The organism is Aliivibrio fischeri (assembly GCA_038993745.2).
In the GTDB taxonomy this organism is placed as follows: Bacteria; Pseudomonadota; Gammaproteobacteria; order Enterobacterales; family Vibrionaceae; genus Aliivibrio; species Aliivibrio fischeri_B.
Map to the genome: position 1 here is coordinate 767,106 of CP160629.1, position 18,156 is coordinate 785,261.

17 protein-coding genes and 1 pseudogene are annotated in these 18,156 nt (G+C 37.2%); 7 read left to right on the top strand and 11 right to left on the bottom strand.

The window, feature by feature from the left end; all coding sequences use genetic code 11:
- Nucleotide 1: 1 nt before the first annotated feature.
- A complete protein-coding gene (locus AAFX60_003765) occupies nucleotides 2-2,236 on the top strand; it encodes a LuxQ periplasmic sensor domain-containing protein (GenBank protein ID XDF78312.1) in 2,235 nt (744 codons plus the stop codon).
- On the opposite strand, the gene AAFX60_003770 is transcribed toward AAFX60_003765, so the two are convergent.
- Entirely contained in the window at nucleotides 2,237-2,512 is a 276-nt protein-coding gene (locus AAFX60_003770; GenBank protein XDF78313.1) for a hypothetical protein, read from the bottom strand. It lies immediately after the preceding gene.
- Between the two features lie 75 nt (nucleotides 2,513-2,587).
- Between AAFX60_003770 and AAFX60_003775 the strand changes: the two genes are divergently transcribed.
- A complete protein-coding gene (locus AAFX60_003775) occupies nucleotides 2,588-2,938 on the top strand; it encodes a putative quinol monooxygenase (GenBank protein ID XDF78314.1) in 351 nt (116 codons plus the stop codon).
- 62 nt (nucleotides 2,939-3,000) lie between these two features.
- Here the strand turns inward: AAFX60_003775 and dxs are convergent, their stop codons facing one another.
- Genes dxs through xseB form a run of 3 tightly spaced genes read right to left on the bottom strand, consistent with a single transcriptional unit; the run spans nucleotide 3,001 to nucleotide 6,037 of the window.
- Nucleotides 3,001-4,884 carry a 1-deoxy-D-xylulose-5-phosphate synthase gene (dxs, locus tag AAFX60_003780; GenBank protein ID XDF78315.1) on the bottom strand — a complete coding sequence of 628 codons (1,884 nt, stop codon included), beginning with the start codon at nucleotides 4,882-4,884 and terminating at the stop codon, nucleotides 3,001-3,003.
- 21 nt (nucleotides 4,885-4,905) lie between these two features.
- Complete coding sequence (ispA, locus tag AAFX60_003785; protein XDF78316.1) at nucleotides 4,906-5,802, bottom strand: (2E,6E)-farnesyl diphosphate synthase; 897 nt, start codon at nucleotides 5,800-5,802, stop codon at nucleotides 4,906-4,908.
- Nucleotides 5,795-6,037 (bottom strand): exodeoxyribonuclease VII small subunit, encoded by a 243-nt coding sequence (gene xseB, locus AAFX60_003790; protein XDF78317.1) that lies wholly within the window; start codon nucleotides 6,035-6,037, stop codon nucleotides 5,795-5,797. The genes ispA and xseB overlap by 8 nt, the downstream gene beginning before the upstream one ends.
- A gap of 278 nt (nucleotides 6,038-6,315) precedes the next feature.
- Here xseB and pomA point away from each other — a divergent pair.
- The 3 genes and pseudogenes from pomA (at nucleotide 6,316) to thiI (ending at nucleotide 9,631) form a co-directional block, all read left to right on the top strand.
- Nucleotides 6,316-7,079, top strand: a pseudogene (pomA, locus tag AAFX60_003795) (flagellar motor protein PomA).
- 15 nt (nucleotides 7,080-7,094) lie between these two features.
- Nucleotides 7,095-8,024 (top strand): flagellar motor protein MotB, encoded by a 930-nt coding sequence (locus AAFX60_003800; GenBank protein ID XDF78318.1) that lies wholly within the window; start codon nucleotides 7,095-7,097, stop codon nucleotides 8,022-8,024.
- A gap of 158 nt (nucleotides 8,025-8,182) precedes the next feature.
- Nucleotides 8,183-9,631 carry a tRNA uracil 4-sulfurtransferase ThiI gene (gene thiI, locus AAFX60_003805; GenBank protein ID XDF78319.1) on the top strand — a complete coding sequence of 483 codons (1,449 nt, stop codon included), beginning with the start codon at nucleotides 8,183-8,185 and terminating at the stop codon, nucleotides 9,629-9,631.
- Between the two features lie 72 nt (nucleotides 9,632-9,703).
- Here the strand turns inward: thiI and AAFX60_003810 are convergent, their stop codons facing one another.
- From AAFX60_003810 to AAFX60_003840, 7 genes are all read right to left on the bottom strand, one after another.
- Complete coding sequence (locus AAFX60_003810; GenBank protein XDF78320.1) at nucleotides 9,704-10,294, bottom strand: DJ-1 family glyoxalase III; 591 nt, start codon at nucleotides 10,292-10,294, stop codon at nucleotides 9,704-9,706.
- Nucleotides 10,291-11,184 (bottom strand): 2-dehydropantoate 2-reductase, encoded by an 894-nt coding sequence (gene panE, locus AAFX60_003815; protein ID XDF78321.1) that lies wholly within the window; start codon nucleotides 11,182-11,184, stop codon nucleotides 10,291-10,293. The genes AAFX60_003810 and panE overlap by 4 nt, the downstream gene beginning before the upstream one ends.
- Nucleotides 11,185-11,291: 107 nt before the next feature.
- Nucleotides 11,292-12,008 carry an outer membrane protein OmpK gene (locus AAFX60_003820; GenBank protein XDF78322.1) on the bottom strand — a complete coding sequence of 239 codons (717 nt, stop codon included), beginning with the start codon at nucleotides 12,006-12,008 and terminating at the stop codon, nucleotides 11,292-11,294.
- Nucleotides 12,009-12,289: 281 nt separating this feature from the next.
- A complete protein-coding gene (locus tag AAFX60_003825; protein XDF78323.1) occupies nucleotides 12,290-13,633 on the bottom strand; it encodes an MFS transporter in 1,344 nt (447 codons plus the stop codon).
- Nucleotides 13,634-13,719: 86 nt separating this feature from the next.
- Entirely contained in the window at nucleotides 13,720-14,280 is a 561-nt protein-coding gene (locus AAFX60_003830; protein ID XDF78324.1) for a peptidylprolyl isomerase, read from the bottom strand.
- The gene (locus AAFX60_003835) at nucleotides 14,280-14,849 is read right to left on the bottom strand and encodes a YajG family lipoprotein (GenBank protein XDF78325.1); all 570 of its coding nucleotides are present in this window, start codon (nucleotides 14,847-14,849) and stop codon (nucleotides 14,280-14,282) included. Before AAFX60_003835 ends, AAFX60_003830 begins: the two co-directional genes overlap by 1 nt.
- Before the next feature lie 14 nt (nucleotides 14,850-14,863).
- Nucleotides 14,864-16,012, bottom strand: a complete 1,149-nt coding sequence (locus AAFX60_003840; protein XDF78326.1) for a methyltransferase — start codon at nucleotides 16,010-16,012, stop codon at nucleotides 14,864-14,866.
- Nucleotides 16,013-16,107: 95 nt separating this feature from the next.
- Between AAFX60_003840 and bolA the strand changes: the two genes are divergently transcribed.
- A complete protein-coding gene (gene bolA / locus AAFX60_003845) occupies nucleotides 16,108-16,422 on the top strand; it encodes a transcriptional regulator BolA (GenBank protein XDF78327.1) in 315 nt (104 codons plus the stop codon).
- A gap of 393 nt (nucleotides 16,423-16,815) precedes the next feature.
- Nucleotides 16,816-18,156, top strand: a complete 1,341-nt coding sequence (locus AAFX60_003850) for a Na(+)-translocating NADH-quinone reductase subunit A (protein XDF78328.1) — start codon at nucleotides 16,816-16,818, stop codon at nucleotides 18,154-18,156.

The following is an 18,156-nucleotide window of genomic DNA, read 5'->3' on the forward strand; positions in this document are numbered from 1 at the left end:
AATGAATAAAGGTAAAGCCTCATTAGCGGATCTTATTTTTCGATCAATTTTTATTATATTTTCTATTTTAACAGTAGGTATAACCATACATACCTACCAGTTAAGTGTGAATACGATAAATGAAGAAGTTAAACGAAACTTACAACAAACTTCAGGCATAATTAATAATTTCTTTGAACATAGATTATCCATTCTTCAAATTAGACAAGATACTGATGCTGAAAGCCTTGCTATTTATGATCAATATATAGAGAGTGATTATAAAAATAAATTAAATACATATTTTTCTAATATTGAAGCTAAATCTCCTTATAATTCACCAGATTTTAGATTTATAGAAGTAAATAATAAACTGTACTGGGATGATGGAAATAGTTCATTTTTAAGTTTAAATGAAAATTGTCTGAAAATTATCATTAAAAAGAACCTTAATATAAATACTTGGTATTATATTAAGATGGAAGAGCCTTTATCAGAAGCTGATTTTTTAATTAGAAAAACGCCTATAGTTAATAATGATTCAGGTAGAATTGTTGCATTCATATATAATGCAGTAATGTTGAATAATAATATCTCATTTTTGAATAAACTTAAAAAGCTAACGAATAGCCAAGATGTATTTATTATTAATGATAATAAGATATTAGCATCAAGTGTAAGTTCCAATACAGAAATATATCAAGAAGTTACTTCTATTTTAAATGGCACAAGAAAAAGAATACCAAGTAAAATATTAAACTTTACACCTATAAATATTAAATCAATGTCAGGTGAGATATCAATATTGTCATTAAAAAATAAAGATAATATTGAATTATTAGAGCAACGATTTATTTATAGTGTTGTTCTCTCGTTTTTTGTACTTATAGCTATCGCTGTATTAATTCGAGGATTATTTGAGCATAAAATACTCTTGTCATTAAATTCGTTATTAAAATACACAAATACAGTATCAAAAAATGAAACTCGAAGTGAGTATCAAGGTTGTGGTATTTTAGAGTTTGACCAAATTGGGGAAAAATTAGAGCAGACATTTTCTGAATTAATTGAAGCTAAAGAAGACAGTTATAAAGCTCAAAGAGCAGCAGAAAAATTGGCCCAAGTGAAATCTGACTTTTTAGCAAGAATGAGTCATGAAATAAGAACGCCCTTAAATGGGATTTTAGGTATATCTAGCCTATTAAAGAGTAGTAACTTAACTAGAGAGCAGCTAAAACAAGTAAATATTCTCCATCAAGGGGGAGAGCACTTGCTTGCGGTCTTAAATGATATTTTAGATTTTTCACAGATAGAACAAGAGAAGCTAAAAATAAATAGCGCTCCTTTTAAACTGAGTGATGTATTAGAAAATATTAATGCAATTTATTTTCCTCTTTGTAAAAATAAAAACGTACTTTTTTCAATTGAAAACCATGTTAATCCAGATGTATTCATTAATTCTGATCAGGTAAGACTAACGCAGATACTTTTTAATCTACTAAGTAACGCAGTTAAATTTACAGAGAAAGGTAAAGTAAAGTTAACCTTATCTCTTAATAAGCACAATTCCGATTATTACTTACAATTTTCGGTTGATGATACTGGGGTCGGGATCTGTGCTGAAGAACAAACAAGAATGTTTGAGCCATTTGAACAGTCAGGTTTTTCTGAATCGAGAAAATTTGGCGGAAGTGGGTTGGGGCTGGCTATTGTTAAGCAATTACTTGATTTGCTTAAAGGAAAAATAACAATAAACAGTACGCTAGGTGTAGGTTCTACATTTAGTGTTCTTATTCCTGTCTTGATTTGTGAAGATAAAGCCGATATTTCGGATGCTAAAGCTGAAAATCAGATAACGTCATTACCAACAGGTTTAAAGATTTTATTAATTGAGGATAATAAATCGAATGCTTACATTGCTAAGGCTTATTGCCAAAAGTATGGACTAAACGTGACGTGGCGAAATGACGCTGCTCAAGGTATTGCTGAGCTTTCTAAATCTGAGTTTGATTTGATCTTAATGGATAACCAAATGCCGGGAATGAGCGGTATTAAAGCAACCAAATATATTCGTAATCATTTAAAAATAATGACACCTATTTATGCGTATACTGCTGATGCACTAGAGGAATCCAATCAAGAATTTTTCTCGGCAGGGGCAAACTATATTATTACTAAGCCAATAAAAGAAAAGTCAATACTGGATGCATTGGCTTTTTATAAATCAGAGAACGGTTTGCCACCTTTTGACTCGTAACTAGCTTCGCTTAATTCGAACGACTCTCATTATTTCAATATCAAAGCCTGCAATTTTTTCATTACTTGGGTAATAGGTTAGATTAACTTTTGCCCCTTTGAGAGATTGGTAGGCTTTTTTTCTATTAAATTTAAATGGAACATTACAACCTTCAATCATAATAGTATGCTGTATCCAATCACCGATATCTCTTTGAGTATGAGAGGTAACTTTGACATCAACACTATGGGTGAGTTGTTGATGTTTATTTAGCATTTTATCTACGTCTGATTTCATTATTAGGCTCATTAATTAAATACACCTAATGATGAGATATATCCTCATTTCAGTCAATATAACAAGGAAAGCTGTATGTCTAAAAAAGTATATTGTGTTGCTCAGTTTTTACCAAAAGAAGGTAAATTAAATGAATTGTTTAAGGTATTACAAAGCTTAGAACCAAACACAATAAGAGAGGATGGATGTCTTCAATATATTGTTACTCGTCATATTCAAACACCATTTGCAGAAGGTGAAAGCTATCCTATTGCTTTTAATGAAATTTGGGCAGATAACGAAGCATTTGAAGCGCATTGTCAGCGTGATGAAATTAAACAATTTTTCGAGCAGCAATGTATTGCAGATGATGGATTAGTTGCAAAATGGAATGTGTGTATTTATACGGATGAGCCCATTGATTTTGATGCTCCTAAGCTTTCATAAAATATAAATGAAAATGCCACCAAACGGTGGCATTACTTTAGGAAACTAAGATGGACATGAAATTAGAGATCAAGGTAATCTCTAATTTGTTGCTCAATGCCATTTGCATCAAGTTTTAGTTCCGTATGCATTTCTTCTTGCGTACCTTGAGCTATGAATTCATCTGGTAAGCCTAGTTGAAGAACTGGTTTAACAAGGCGGTTTTTCATTAAAAATTCAATGACACCTGAACCTGCACCACCGGAAATCGCATTTTCTTCAATAGTCACTAAAACATCGTGATTGGTCACTAACTCACAGATCAGTGCTTCATCAAGAGGTTTAGCAAAACGCATATCTGCAACGGTAGCATCTAATTTTTCTGCCGCTTCTAAGCTATTTGCTAAGAAGGTACCAAAGTTTAAGATAGCAACTCGCTCTCCTTTTTCCGTCACTTTAGTTTCACGGAGTAAACGCCCCTTACCAATTTCAAGTGCCTGCATTTCATTATTTACTTGGATACCTGTTGCACTCCCTCGAGGGTAACGAACAGCGCTAGGTCCTGTGTGCTTATGGCCTGTGTAGAGCATTTGGCGGCATTCGTTTTCATCACTTGGTGTCATGATAACCATATTTGGAATACAGCGCATATAGCTGATATCAAAGGCGCCTTGGTGTGTTTGCCCATCAGCACCGACTAAACCTGCACGGTCAATAGCAAACATCACGGGTAAATCCATAATCGCAACATCATGAATTAATTGATCGTAACCACGTTGTAAAAATGTTGAGTAGATAGCTACTATCGGGTTATAACCAGCAATCGCCATCCCACTCGCTAGAGTAACTGCGTGTTGTTCTGCAATGGCAGCATCAAAATACTGGTTAGGATATTCTTTAGAGAAACGAACCATACCAGAGCCTTCTCGCATTGCTGGCGTAATGGCCATAAGCTTATTGTCTTCTTTCGCCATATCGCAAAGGAAGTCGCCAAAAACAGCAGAGAAGGTTGGTTTACCACCAGACGATTTTGGTAACGAGGTGTTACTTGGATCAAACTTAGGTACACCATGGTAGCTGATTGGATCTTTCTCAGCAGGCTCATAGCCTTTACCTTTTTTCGTCATGATATGTAAAAATTGCGGCCCTTTTAGGTTACGCATATTTTTAAGGGTTCTAACTAGTTCATTAACGTCATGGCCATCAACTGGACCAATGTAATTAAAGCCTAATTCTTCAAACATGGTGCCAGGAACAACCATGCCTTTTAAATGTTCTTCTGTGCGTTTTAGTAGTTCTTTAATCGTAGGCGTACCAGAAAGCACTTTTTTACCGCCTTCACGAATAGAGGTGTATAAGCTACCAGATAGTACACGCGCTAATTGATTGTTTAATGCTCCAACGTTTTCAGAAATTGACATTTCATTATCATTTAGAACAACAAGCATATCAGGGTGAATATCACCAGCGTGATTTAATGCTTCAAATGCCATACCGGCTGTAATGGCACCATCACCAATAACACTGACTATTTTACGATTCTCTTGCTCTTTTTCAGCACAGATAGCTAGGCCTAAAGCGGCACTAATAGATGTTGATGAGTGGCCAACAGAAAGAACATCATATTCACTTTCACCACGCCATGGGAATGGGTGTAATCCGTCTTTTTGTCGGATTGTTGAAAGTTGTTCACGGCGTCCTGTTAATATCTTATGAGGATAAGCTTGATGGCCAACATCCCAGATAAGTTGATCGAATGGGGTGTTATAAACGTAATGCAAAGCGACGGTTAACTCTACGACACCAAGACCAGATGCTAAGTGACCACTTGTTTTACTTACCGAGTTTAAAAGGTAAGTACGTAGCTCATCGCATAATGCTGGTAAGCTCTCTTTTGGTAAAGAACGTAATTCATCTGGTGTATTTGCCAAAGCCAGAATTGGGTATTTTGAAATATCTAATGACATAGTAGTTAGCGCTTATCTGTTTTAGTTTTTACGCTCAATAACGTATTGAGCGAACGCTTGCATTGCATCCGTGTTATAAGGGATGTCGTTTAATGCTTCAATTGCTGTTTGATACAGTTGTTCTGCTTTATGTTTAGCGCCTTCAAGGCCAAGTAAAGCAGGATAGGTACTTTTATCTAATTCTAGATCAGAACCTTGTGGTTTTCCGAGAGTTTCAGTATCACTAATGATATCTAAGATATCATCTTGTACTTGAAAGGCGAGACCAATAGCATCGGCATAGGTTTCTAATTGTGGAAGTATGGCTTTGCCTTTATCGCCAGCACAAAGAGCACCGAGTTGAACCGCACACTTAATAAGAGCACCCGTTTTATTAGCATGAATGCGCTCAAGAGAGGCAAGGTCAACTTTTTTACCTTCAGCTTGTAAATCTAATGATTGTCCCATGCACATACCTGATGCACCTGATGCTTTTGATAATACGCGGATCATATCAATGCGTGATGTTTCTGCATCGTCACTTAATTGACCATTCGCTAATATTTCAAAAGCAAGTGTTTGGAGTGCATCACCAGCAAGAATCGCTGTTGCTTCATCATATTTTATATGGCAAGTAGCATGACCGCGACGAAGATCATCATTATCCATTGCTGGTAAATCATCATGGATTAATGAATAAGAGTGGACACATTCAATAGCTGCGGCTGCACTATCAGCAAATTCAGCTTTAATGCCAAGCATTTGTGCTGTGATATAAACTAAATATGGTCGAGCTCTTTTGCCACCTAACAACAATGAATATTTCATTGCTTCAGTTAGTGGTTGTTGCTGAATTTCGATTTTTTCAAGCCACTGATTTAATTGTTCAATGTTTCTATTTTGAAAAAATGTAAGTTGTTGTTTTAGTGAATCAGTCATCTTGTCCATCAAAAGGTGTTAGTTCTGCGTTATCGTCAGCTTGAAGAAGAATTTCTACTCGTTGTTCTGCTTGAGTCAGTTTTTCTTGTCCAGCTCGTGCTAGAGAAATGCCTCGTTCAAACTTCTTCAATGCATCTTCAAGAGGCAAATCGCCACTTTCTAATTGATTGACGACAGAATCCAGTTCTTCTATTGCCGCTTCAAACGATAAATTTTCAGGTTTTTTTACAGCCATAATGATTCACTCTTAAAATGATCCAAGAAAGGTAACTCAGAGAGAGGTGAGGGTCAATTGAACAGGTGAGAAAGTCACGTATAAAAGTAAAATTTAGTGATTAAGGGCTACTTTTCAATCGATATCTTAATAGGACGAATCTTTTTGTACAAAAAAATTAAACCATCCAACGCTTTGGTCGATAAGAAATAAGCGGCAAAAAAGCGATACAATTTTATGGCTTAAATTTTGCTTAGCACTTTGTAAGTAAACACAAGCAGCATATAGGGGAGCGCTCTGTGGATTTAGCAACGTTAATAGGCTTAGTTGGTAGTTTTGCATTTATTATTATGGCAATGGTACTGGCTGGTGGTTTAGCCATTTTTATGGACACAACATCGGTTTTAATCGTAGTTGGTGGTTCAATTTTTGTTGTTTTAATGAAATTTACCGTAGGCCAATTTTTTGGCGCTGGTAAAATTGCAGGTAAAGCATTTATTTTTAAAACAGATGAACCTGTTGATCTTATTGTAACTATTGTTGAAATGGCTGATGCGGCTCGTAAAGGCGGTTTCTTAGCATTAGAAGAAAAAGAAATCAGTAACTCTTTTATGCAAAAAGGCATTGATTTATTGGTTGATGGTCATGATGCTGAAGTTGTGAAAGCAACATTACAAAAAGACATCGCATTAACGAATGAACGTCATGAACGTGGTGTTGGTGTATTTACCGCTTTTGGTGACGTAGCACCTGCAATGGGTATGATTGGTACCTTGGTTGGTCTAGTAGGTATGTTATCAAACATGGATGATCCTAAATCTATCGGTCCTGCAATGGCGGTTGCGCTATTAACTACACTATATGGTTCGGTTATTTCAAACATGATTGCATTCCCTATTGCTCATAAACTTGAATTACGTAAAGAACAAGAAAAATTGAATCGCCGTTTAATTCTTGATGGCATTTTAGCGATTCAAGATGGTCAAAACCACGTGTTATTGATAGCTACTTACGTAACTATTTAAATGAGAAAAAACGTGTTGTTGACACTGGCGAAGAATAAGACTGGGAGTCACTAATGGAAGATGAAAACGACTGCAAATGTCCTCCTGGTGCCCCCTTATGGATGGCAACATTTGCTGACTTAGCAACATTATTAATGTGTTTTTTCGTTCTATTACTTTCGTTCTCAGAAATGGATGTATTGAAGTTTAAGCAGATTGCAGGGTCAATGAAGTTTGCTTTTGGTGTGCAAAACGTTTTAGAAGTAAAAGACATACCAAAAGGGACAAGTGTTATTGCTCAAGAATTCCGCCCGGGACGACCTGAGCCTACGCCAATTGAAGTTATCATGCAGCAGACAATTGATATTCCACAGAAAACATTAGATTTTCATGATGGAGAGTCGGATCGTGCTGGTGGTACTAAACGAGAAGCGGGCAAGCAAACAGGTGGTGAGTCGCCATCTAACTCGACACAAACGAGTGCTCAAAGTAATTCAGAATCTGAAAGTCAAACTCAAAGCCAACAAGAGTTAGAAGATACGATTAAAAAAGCACTAGAGCGCGAGATTAGTGAAGGGGCGATTGAGGTTGAGAATTTAGGTCAGCAGCTTGTTATCCGTATTCGAGAAAAAGGCGCATTTCCTGCGGGATCAGCCTTTTTACAACCGAAGTTCCGTCCACTTATTCGTCAAATTGCTGAATTAGTTAAAGATGTTCCAGGTATCATTCGTGTATCAGGTCATACTGATAATCAGCCTTTAGATTCAGAGCTTTATCGTTCTAATTGGGACTTATCTGCTCAACGAGCGGTATCCGTTGCTCTTGAGATGGAAAGAGTTAAAGGCTTTGAAAGTGACCGTTTACGTGTTCGTGGTATGGCGTCAACAGAACCACTAGTTTCAAATAAAACTGCTGAAGGGCGAGCTCGAAATCGCCGTGTTGAAATCAGCATCATGCAGGGTAAACCTCATGAAAGTGATGAAGTACCTAGTGCTCAACCGTAATTCGAGTTAAAGAGCTCAGTGATAATTAAGATAATAATGAAAGGCGAGTTGAATTAGCAACTCGCCTTTTTTTCGGTATAATCTTGCGCCTTAGATTAGGTCCTGAACCAACCTTATCTATCCTTTTGATTGTTTTCCTACATCAGTGAAGTCTATATATGAAGTTTATCGTTAAGCCACACCCAGAAGTTTTTGTTAAAAGTGATTCAGTACGTAAGCGCTTTATTCGTATTCTTGAATCTAACCTACGCAGTATTATTCAGCGTGAAACCAAAGGTGTTGAAGTCATCAACCGTCGTGATCATATCGAAGTGACAGGACTGAGTGATGAATACCGTGATGTAACATTGGCGGTACTAACGCAAACTCCAGGTATTCATCATGTACTTGAAGTTAAGCAGTCAGGCTTTAAAGACATGCACGATATTTTTGAGCAATGTCTTGAAATGAACCGTGAAGTGATTGAAGGTAAAACGTTCTGTGTACGTGTTAAGCGTCGTGGTAATCATGACTTTACGTCTATTGAGCTTGAGCGCTACGTTGGTGGCGGTTTAAATCAATCAGTAGAAAGTGCAAGTGTTCGTTTAAAGAACCCTGAAGTGACGGTTAAATTTGAAGTAGCAAATGATAAATTGAACCTGATCATTGCTCGTCATAAAGGCTTGGGTGGTTTCCCTCTTGGAACTCAAGAAGATGTATTAAGTTTGATTTCTGGTGGTTTTGATTCTGGTGTATCAAGTTACTTACACATTAAACGTGGTTCAAAAGTACATTACTTATTCTTTAATTTAGGTGGTCCAGCTCACGAGATTGGCGTGAAACAAGTGTCGCACTTCTTGTGGAAAAAATACGGTTCATCAGCAAAAGTTAAATTTATCTCTGTTGATTTTGATCCAGTTGTTGCTGAGATCTTAGAGAAAGTCGATGATGGTCAAATGGGTGTTATCTTAAAACGTATGTTTATGCGTGCAGGTGGCATGGTTGCTGAGAAGTTTGGCATTGAAGGATTAGTTACAGGTGAGGCATTAGGCCAAGTATCTAGCCAAACACTGACTAATTTACGCCATATTGATAATGTAACTGATTCACTGATTCTACGTCCTCTAATTAACTGGGACAAAGAAGATATTATTGATTTAGCTCGTGAGATTGGCACTGAAGATTTCGCGAAAACAATGCCTGAATATTGTGGTGTTATTTCTAAGAAACCAACAGTAAAAGCAGTAAAAGAAAAACTAGAAAAAGAAGAAGCGAAATTCGATTTCTCTGTTCTTGAGCAAGCGGTTTATAACGCTCGAGTTATGGATATTCGTGATATTGAAAAAGAAAGCCAAGAGCAAGCTCCAGAAGTTGAAATGGTATCTGAGCTAGGTTCTGATGTTGTGGTTCTTGATATCCGTAGTGCTGAAGAAGAAGATGAGAAGCCTTTAGAGCTTGATGGTGTTGAGGTGACTCACATTCCTTTCTTCAAATTAGCAACTAAGTTTGGTGATTTAGACCAATCTAAAGAGTACTTATTATACTGTGAGCGTGGTGTGATGAGCCGTCTTCAAGCATTATTATTAATTGAGAATGGCTACAAGAACGTAAAAGTTTACCGTCCATAGTCAGTAAATATGCAGTATTTAAAAAGGGCGTTGATTATTCAACGCCCTTTTTTTATCTATAACCGGTTGGTATTAAACCTGATGATAATTAAGATTAGGTAGCGTTACTAAATCAGCGGCTAATTTAGCTGTAAGCTCTTTTCCTGCAAGCGTTGTCACAATTTCCATCGCAAACTCAAGAGCCGAACCTGGACCCTGGCTTGTGATTAAGTGATTTAGCACATCCGTAAATACACGCTTAATACGACGGTTTTTCTCTGGAATCGCTTCCATAAAGCTTGGGTAGCACGTCATTAATGCGTCTGGATATAAATTATGATGTTGTAAAACAATGGCTGGTGCAGCACAAATTGCAGCTACCCATTTTTCATCGTATTTTTGTTGTTTTAACATCTCAATGAGTAGGGTACTGTCTCTGAAATTTTCAGATCCTTTTAGTCCACCCGGTAGAACAATACAATCAAACTCTTCATCGGCAACTTCAACCAGTTTTACATCAGCGGTTAATACCACTCTTTGTGCTGCCTTCATTGTTAATGAACCATCAAAAGCAGTACTAGCAACGGTTACATCAAATTTTGCTCGTTCTAGAATATCAATAACCGTAATGGCTTCTAATTCTTCAGTGCCGGGTGCTATACATACGAGAATTTTTTTCGTCATAATGTGTTCTCTTCTAATTGTTTAATTTGATTATATAACGATTGATTGGTAGGTGCTGAAATTCCATGAAATTCGGCTCGCTGTAATAAGTAACCAGTAATAAAATCAATTTCAGTCTTACGTTGATAAAAACAGTCTCGGTTCATTGATGAGTAATTAGCAGACGTTGCGGTTATTACTTGCGTGACCGTTGAGACTAATTCATTCTCTGCCCATTCAATATTTTCTTCTTGTAGAACTTGATGTACTTCAGAACAAATGTTCATTACGTATTGATGGATGTCGGGTTGTGCTAATTGTCCATTCTTACATTGATGAATCGCTGTTAATGGGTTAATTGCACAGTTGATAGCGAGTTTTTTCCATAATGCGATATTAATTTCTGGGTTCCAATCGACACTTGGCAAGCTATGATTTAATACATCTTGAATAAACTGACACTGTTTACCTAGTGGGTTAAATGGGCCTACTGAGGTATCTCCATAACCTGTATGGATTACGTTGGTGTTATTTTCTTTTAATGCACCATGAGTCGTCGTTGCTTGCAAAATTGGGTGGTGATTAATGTGTTCTTTTAAGCCATCAATTGCTCCCATACCATTATGCATAAATAGCAGTATGGTTTCTTTTGATAATGATGGAAGTAAAGGGAGTAAGGCACTTTCGACTTGCCAAGCTTTAACTGTAATTAATAGCAAATCACAATCGTTCAAGGCTTGTTTATCATTGCACTTAAATTGGTGTGATGATTTTTCATTAGCGGATAATGAAAGTAGTTGCTCAGAAGGTGTTGAATTTCTTGTCCATAAACAGACATTGTGTCCTGCTTTTTGCAGATAGCATGCCCATAAAGAGCCGACTGCACCAGGACCAAGAATGGTGATATTCACAGATGAATCCATTAAGAAGAAATAATGAAAGCAGTGTAATTGGTTTGCTACAAAAAACAAAGGCGCTCATAGTGAGCGCCTTAGTAAAATAGATATTCTAAGTTAGATTAGAAGTTATATTTTAGAGTGTAGATGATAGCGTCATCTAGATCGCCTTGACCTAGTTTATTATCAGCATAACGGTATTGAACACCTGTAGTGATGTGTTTTGTTGCATTCCACCAGAACGCTACAGCACCGTTGAAAGAGATATCATCTGTTTCACCAGATAGAGCCGTATAAGCGCTATCACGAGCAAATTCCATTTCATTCCAGTTACTGATAGAGAAAGATTGTTCACCAAGGTTAAAGTTATAACCTGTAACCCAACCAGCCATACCACCGTTCATATCAGAGAAACCGTTTGTATTAGTGTAGTGAGCACCAATGAATGGGTTGAAGAACCACTGTTCACCAGAAAAGTTGTAAGAAACACCTGCAACAGTATTACGAACATGCCAACCTAGGTTCTCAGTCGAATATGTTTGACCGTAAAGGCGTAATTCGCCAAGACCAGTTTTGTAAGTAATAGAACCTTTGCTTGAAGCAGCCATGCTGTCTTTTTGACCTTCTAAATCAAGGAAGCCGTATAGCTCACCCCAATCAAAACCAGCACCACCTTCAAACTCAAGGTATGCAAAATCATCTTTACCGCCATCATTTGAATGGTCAGACCAGTCAAGGTAGTTGATGTTCATGTTACCCCAAGTGTATAGATTTTCAGCTTGAGCTGGAATAGCAACAGTTGTAGCAAGAACAGATAGAGCTAAAAGGGATTTACGCATAATGGTATCTCTATAGTTATGTATTACAAAAAATGATAGAAGGACGATATGTATCGTTCTCGAATGACGCAGATAATATAGAGAAAGTTCACTTTTTTAAATGCAATTTATGTAATAGCAATGTTATATGTAGATCTCGATCGTGTTTATAAATTGAGCTAAGAAAATAAGGTGATCAATATCACTTACTTGACAAAACTCTGACGTAAAAATGTGAACAGAAACAAAAAAGCCTCCTAGATTAGGAGGCTTTGGTAGCACAGTTGTTACGTATAAGAACTTTAAGAGCTTTGATGCTTATCAAGAAGCGCTTTGAAATACCCTTTAAGCATAAGCAGCATAATTAGACTAGGGATAACCATTACCGCTGTTAATATAAAGAATAAAGGCCAGCTATTTAAATAGTCGGCTAACTCACCACTAAAAGACGCTAATGTTGTTCTGCCTAAGTTGCCTAATGAAGCCAGTAATGCATATTGAGTCGCAGAGAATGCTTCTCCAGTAAGTATGGTTAAGAAGGATACAAAGGCGACGGTTGAAAACGCCGTTGTGAAGTTATCAACAATAATCGTTGCTAGGAATAAATGTTCATTAGGACCGACATTAGCGATAAGCGCAAACATTAAATTACTTGCAGCCATAGCGACACCGCCAATCATTAAGCCTTTTACAACCCCAAAACGAACGTTGATTAAGCTGCCTAATAGGGTGAAGAATACGGTTGCTCCCCAGCCGATCAGTTTAGAGTAATAGCCAATTTGTTCGTTACTAAATCCGATTTCTTTATAAAAAGTGATCGACATTCTTCCCAGAAAAGCCTCACCAATCTTAAATAAGAAAACAAATAGTAGAAGGGTACAGGCTGTCTTTACTCCATTTCGGTTAAAGAAGTCATAAAATGGTTCTATGATGGTTACTGTAAACCAAGCTGTTAGTTTGGATCTAACAATTTTATTGTGGCGTTCTTCTGCTTCGTGTTGAAGTTGGTCGCGTTTTGTTTTTGGCTCTCCAACTAATAATGTGAATACCATAAGTAAAGCAACAATTCCGGCCATACCATAGTAAACGCCATTCCATCCGATGCTGTCTGCATTAATAAAAGCGAGATAACCAGGTAATGAATAGCCAGTCCACCAACCAATGACAGCCATTGCTGATGCTTGAGGCATTTTAGTTGATTCTGATTTTGGGAAAGTATCAATACGAAATGCATCAATGGCAACATCTTGTGTCGCTGATGCTGTTGCAATAGCGAGTGCAAACATTGATGTTAGCATTAAATTTTTGGATGGATCTAAGCCCGCAATTTGTAATGTGCAAAAGAAAACAATAGCTTGGCAAACGAAGATCCAACTGCGACGTTGACCAAGTTTATTTCCAATAAAAGGAAGTTTTACACGATCAACCAGCGGTGCCCACATAAAATTAATGGCATATACAGCAAATACAGAACCAAAATAACCAATAGCAGCACGAGTCAGTCCTGCATCTTTTAGCCAACCTGACATATTTGAGCCAATAAGCACCCAAGGAAAACCACTAGAACAACCTAGCATGAAAACCCAAAGTAAACGTTTATCCATGTAGCTTTTTATGGCTGTTTTCCATTGCATGGAATGAGACATGAAACGCTCCTTGTTATTTGTTCTTATTGAAATAGATAGAAAAAGCAGCCCGAAAGCTGCTTTAGAGTAGTGCTATATTAACTAAATTATTTAATTAATGTTGCTTTAGTTATGATAATTGGCTCAACTGGAATATCGCGCATACCATTTGATAGAGCTTTGGTTTTCTTAGTTGCCATTTTTTGAATCACATCAAAACCTTGTGTTACTTTACCAAACACTGCATAACCTGGTGGACGTTGACTTGCATTTAAAAAGTCATTGTCATTTAGGTTGATGTAGAATTGACGAGTGGCAGAATCTGGGTTGTTAGTTCGAGCCATTGCAATTGTAGCAGTGTCATTACCTAAACCGTTATAGCCTTCATTTTTGATAGGACCATAGCTTGGCTTTTTCATCATATTTTTATCAAAACCACCACCTTGAGCCATGAAGCCTGGGATTACTCGGTGAAATTGAGTTCCAACATAACTGCCATCTTCAACATAGCGGATGAAGTTTGCCACAGAAATAGGAGCTTTCTCTGAATTTAGTTCAACAGTAAAGTTACCCAATGTGGTTTCAAATTTTACCGATTCTGCTAGAGCCATTTGACTCGTGCTAAGAGCTGCAATAACTAATGCGGCTTTTGAAATCATTTTAATCATTAAAAGTTACCTTTAATGTATGTTTGTAATTCTTCATCAACAGCGATTTTATCTAATACTGCATTTAATAAGTCATTAAGAACTTGTTCAATGTCTTGATTGTCAGCACTCATAGAGCCTGTTTTTTCTGATACGCCATTATAGGTTTTAACAAACTTACCTTTTGGTGTTTCTGCTGTAATTTGAAGTTTAACCTGAGTTTTGATTTCATTACTCATTAGAGAATGCTGCACACTTACTAGAGCTTCAATAATATCTAAACGTAATGTGTTATCGCTATCTACTGTAATAACAAAACCTTGAGTTTTAAGTTGTGAAGATAATGCGTCTTCTAGAGTTACACGTAGATTTTGTTTTGCGTGAATTGGTTGTACATTTTGACGACCATTATCAATTACAGCGACGTATTGTGCTGTACGTAAATCGCTGCTATCTAATGTTAACTTAATACCATCAACGATTTGATGAGCATTTGATGATGGCTCAGGTTTAATATCCAATTGTGGATCTGATGGAGCACTACAAGCAGCTAAAAAAAGTGCAGAAAGGGCAATGATGACCTTTTTCATGGTGTAATCCTTTTTTATTTTGATTTTTCGGCTTTAACAGCTTCTAAAATAACGAATTTTGAATTGCTAGCAACTGTGGTGACATTTTCTTCACCAAATAAGCGACATAATTTACCATCATAATCAAGATGACGGTTTCCAATAACTAATAATTTACCATCTTTGCACAAGATGTGCTTAGCATCACAGAACATTTGCCATGCAATATGATCGGTAATTGCCTGACCTTGATGGAATGGAGGGTTGCAAAGTACAAGGTAACTGCTGTGTTTTTTAAATCCATCCAAACAGTTATTAGCAATAAATTGGAATTGACGTTCTTTGCCTAAGTTTACTTCTAAGTTACGGCGTGCAGATTCAACAGCCATAAAGCTTTCGTCAACACAAGTAATACGAGCTTCAGGGTTTAGTTGACCAGCTTTTATACTGAGAACACCATTACCACAACCAAGATCTATGATATGTCTTAATTCGGGATCCGATGGGATATGCTCCAGCATAAAGCGAGCACCTTGGTCTAACTTTTCTCCAGAATATACGTTAGGGTAATTAAGAAGATCGATGTCTTCATTATCTACATTCCAACATACTGCTTCAGCAATGGTTTTTGGATTCGATGCATTTGCATTTGAAAACACTAAACGGTGCTTCTTCCAAGCAAGAGAAGTTTTAGTTTCCCCAAGGTAGTCTTCAAATAACTCAAGTGTTGAACTATGGATTTCTTTTGCTTTATTTACAGCGATAATAGGGCAGCTACTGTCCATTGATTGACGTAATTGTTGTAGTTGCCATGTGAGCATTCGATTGTTTTTTGGGATTTGCATTAATACTAAATCGAAACCTTGTGGTATCTCTTCAGTTGATGTAATGAGCTGTACACGGTTACATTGGTTTCGTTGTAGGTTTTTTAATGTACCACGTTGTGAAACAAACGAATCGGTCATCATTGTTACGTTATGCTTGTCTGAGAACCAGCATGATAATGCACCAAAATTATCATTTAAGATAAGGATGTTTTTGCCATCTTCTAGATTTAGCTCTTCTTCTACATATTTAATGATGTATTCATCACCTGCATCCCATGCTTGCAGTAGTTCTTGAGCACGTTTAGGGTAACGTTGTAAGTTTAGGCTTCGGTCAAGTAGACTCAGTTCTGTTTTCATAATGATTTGATCTTCAAATAGGGAAGGCTTCTAGCTATTGTCGCAAATGGTGTATAAAGTGGAAACAGAAGAATTCAAATAAAGAAAGGAATTATATGATTCAGCATCAAATTGAACAAAAATTACGCGAAGCGTTAGCGCCTTCTTATCTTAAAGTTCTAAATGAAAGCTATATGCATAACGTACCTGAAGGTTCTGAAAGCCATTTTAAGGTAATTGTAGTGAGCGACGAATTTGAAGGTAAACGTTTGATTGCTCGCCATCGAGCTATTAATAACATTTTAGCTGAAGAATTGTCAGACCATATTCATGCTTTAGCCATTCATACGTATACAGAAACAGAATGGCAAGCTCTAGATGCAGAGCAAGTTCCTCTTAGTCCCAACTGTATGGGCGTTGGAAAAGGTTAAAAATGAAACGTTAATGTTTATTTTTTAACATAAAATAAATATAAAATAAGTCTGTTTGTTAAAAAATGACTAATATTTAATGTCATTGCTACTTATGGGGTATTTTTTGATTTTGAACAAGAATTGTGCAGTAGGTCTAAAATGCTCAACCTATTTCAATGATTTCTGACAATGAATAGCAAAAAATAGCAGGAATCTAGTCATTGAACGTGGCATCTACACCATAAAAAATGATAGAATCCTCCGCCTTAAAACAGCTTTTTTCGTATTTATGTAAAAAGCATATTACTAGGATGTTAATAGTGTTGCGCGATTTGTGTCGTCAATACTGGACACATGCAGTGTCGTGTCTTATATAGAATCTTTTTTCCCATAAAATTAGTGCAAGTGCGTATGATTACAATAAAAAAGGGTTTGGATCTTCCTATTGCAGGTGTTCCTACTCAGGTGATTAATGATGGTAAATCCATCACTAAAGTCGCCTTGCTTGGCGAAGAGTACGTTGGTATGCGTCCTACGATGCATGTCCGCGTGGAAGATGTAGTAAAGAAAGGTCAGGTTCTTTTTGCTGATAAAAAGAATCCAGGCGTAGTATTTACTGCTCCAGTAAGTGGTAAGGTTGTTGAAATTAACCGTGGTGCGAAGCGCGTACTTCAATCTGTAGTAATTGCAGTTGAAGGCGAAGAGCAGGTTACTTTTAATAGCTATGCAGCAAATGAACTAGTGTCGCTTGATCGTGAAACGATCAAAACACAACTGGTTGATTCAGGTGCATGGACTGCATTACGTACTCGTCCGTTCAGCAAGGTTCCAGCGATTGATTCTGAAACAAAGGCTATCTTTGTTACTGCTATGGATACTAATCCACTAGCGGCTGATGCAGAAGTGATCATTAACCAACAAGAAGAAGCCTTTATTGCAGGCCTAGACCTATTATCTGTATTAACAGGTGATAAAGTTTACGTATGTAAGAAAGGAGGTAGCTTACCTCGTTCTTCTCAAAAAAATGTTGAAGAACATGTATTTGATGGCCCTCATCCAGCTGGTTTAGCCGGTACTCACATGCATTACTTGTATCCTGTTGATACAAATCATGTAGCGTGGAGCATTGGTTACCAAGATGTGATTGCATTCGGTCAACTGTTCTTAACGGGTGAAATCTACTCTGAAAGAATCGTATCTTTAGCTGGCCCTGCAGTAAATAATCCTCGTTTAGTTCGTACTATTACTGGTGCAAGCTTAGTTGATTTAACTGACAGTGAAGTAATGCCTGGTGAGATTCGTGTGATTTCTGGTTCTGTACTTAACGGTACGCAAGCATCAGGTCCTCACGCTTACCTTGGTCGTTACCATCAGCAAGTTTCTGTTCTTCGTGAAGGTCGTGAGAAAGAATTGTTTGGTTGGGCTGTTCCTGGCAAAAACAAATTCTCAGTAACTCGTTCATTCTTGAGTCACTTATTCTCAGGTCAACTGTTTAACATGACGACAACTACTAACGGTAGTGATCGTGCAATGGTGCCAATCGGTAACTACGAACGTGTATTACCATTAGACATGGAAGCAACCATGTTATTGCGTGACCTTTGTGCTGGTGATGTTGACAGTGCACAACGCTTAGGTGCATTAGAATTAGATGAAGAAGATCTAGGTCTATGTACATATGTGTGCCCTGGTAAATATGAGTATGGTCCAATGCTTCGTGAGATCTTGGATACCATCGAGAAGGAAGGGTAA

Bases quoted from the DNA above. Each gene is read 5' to 3' on its own strand.
- AAFX60_003765 (XDF78312.1), top strand. From the start codon at position 2: ATGAATAAAGGTAAAGCCTCATTAGCGGATCTTATTTTTCGATCAATT.
- AAFX60_003770 (XDF78313.1), bottom strand. From the start codon at position 2,512: ATGAAATCAGACGTAGATAAAATGCTAAATAAACATCAACAACTCACC.
- AAFX60_003775 (XDF78314.1), top strand. From the start codon at position 2,588: ATGTCTAAAAAAGTATATTGTGTTGCTCAGTTTTTACCAAAAGAAGGT.
- dxs (XDF78315.1), bottom strand. From the start codon at position 4,884: ATGTCATTAGATATTTCAAAATACCCAATTCTGGCTTTGGCAAATACA.
- ispA (XDF78316.1), bottom strand. From the start codon at position 5,802: ATGACTGATTCACTAAAACAACAACTTACATTTTTTCAAAATAGAAAC.
- xseB (XDF78317.1), bottom strand. From the start codon at position 6,037: ATGGCTGTAAAAAAACCTGAAAATTTATCGTTTGAAGCGGCAATAGAA.
- AAFX60_003800 (XDF78318.1), top strand. From the start codon at position 7,095: ATGGAAGATGAAAACGACTGCAAATGTCCTCCTGGTGCCCCCTTATGG.
- thiI (XDF78319.1), top strand. From the start codon at position 8,183: ATGAAGTTTATCGTTAAGCCACACCCAGAAGTTTTTGTTAAAAGTGAT.
- AAFX60_003810 (XDF78320.1), bottom strand. From the start codon at position 10,294: ATGACGAAAAAAATTCTCGTATGTATAGCACCCGGCACTGAAGAATTA.
- AAFX60_003820 (XDF78322.1), bottom strand. From the start codon at position 12,008: ATGCGTAAATCCCTTTTAGCTCTATCTGTTCTTGCTACAACTGTTGCT.
- AAFX60_003825 (XDF78323.1), bottom strand. From the start codon at position 13,633: ATGTCTCATTCCATGCAATGGAAAACAGCCATAAAAAGCTACATGGAT.
- AAFX60_003830 (XDF78324.1), bottom strand. From the start codon at position 14,280: ATGATTAAAATGATTTCAAAAGCCGCATTAGTTATTGCAGCTCTTAGC.
- AAFX60_003835 (XDF78325.1), bottom strand. From the start codon at position 14,849: ATGAAAAAGGTCATCATTGCCCTTTCTGCACTTTTTTTAGCTGCTTGT.
- AAFX60_003840 (XDF78326.1), bottom strand. From the start codon at position 16,012: ATGAAAACAGAACTGAGTCTACTTGACCGAAGCCTAAACTTACAACGT.
- bolA (XDF78327.1), top strand. From the start codon at position 16,108: ATGATTCAGCATCAAATTGAACAAAAATTACGCGAAGCGTTAGCGCCT.
- AAFX60_003850 (XDF78328.1), top strand. From the start codon at position 16,816: ATGATTACAATAAAAAAGGGTTTGGATCTTCCTATTGCAGGTGTTCCT.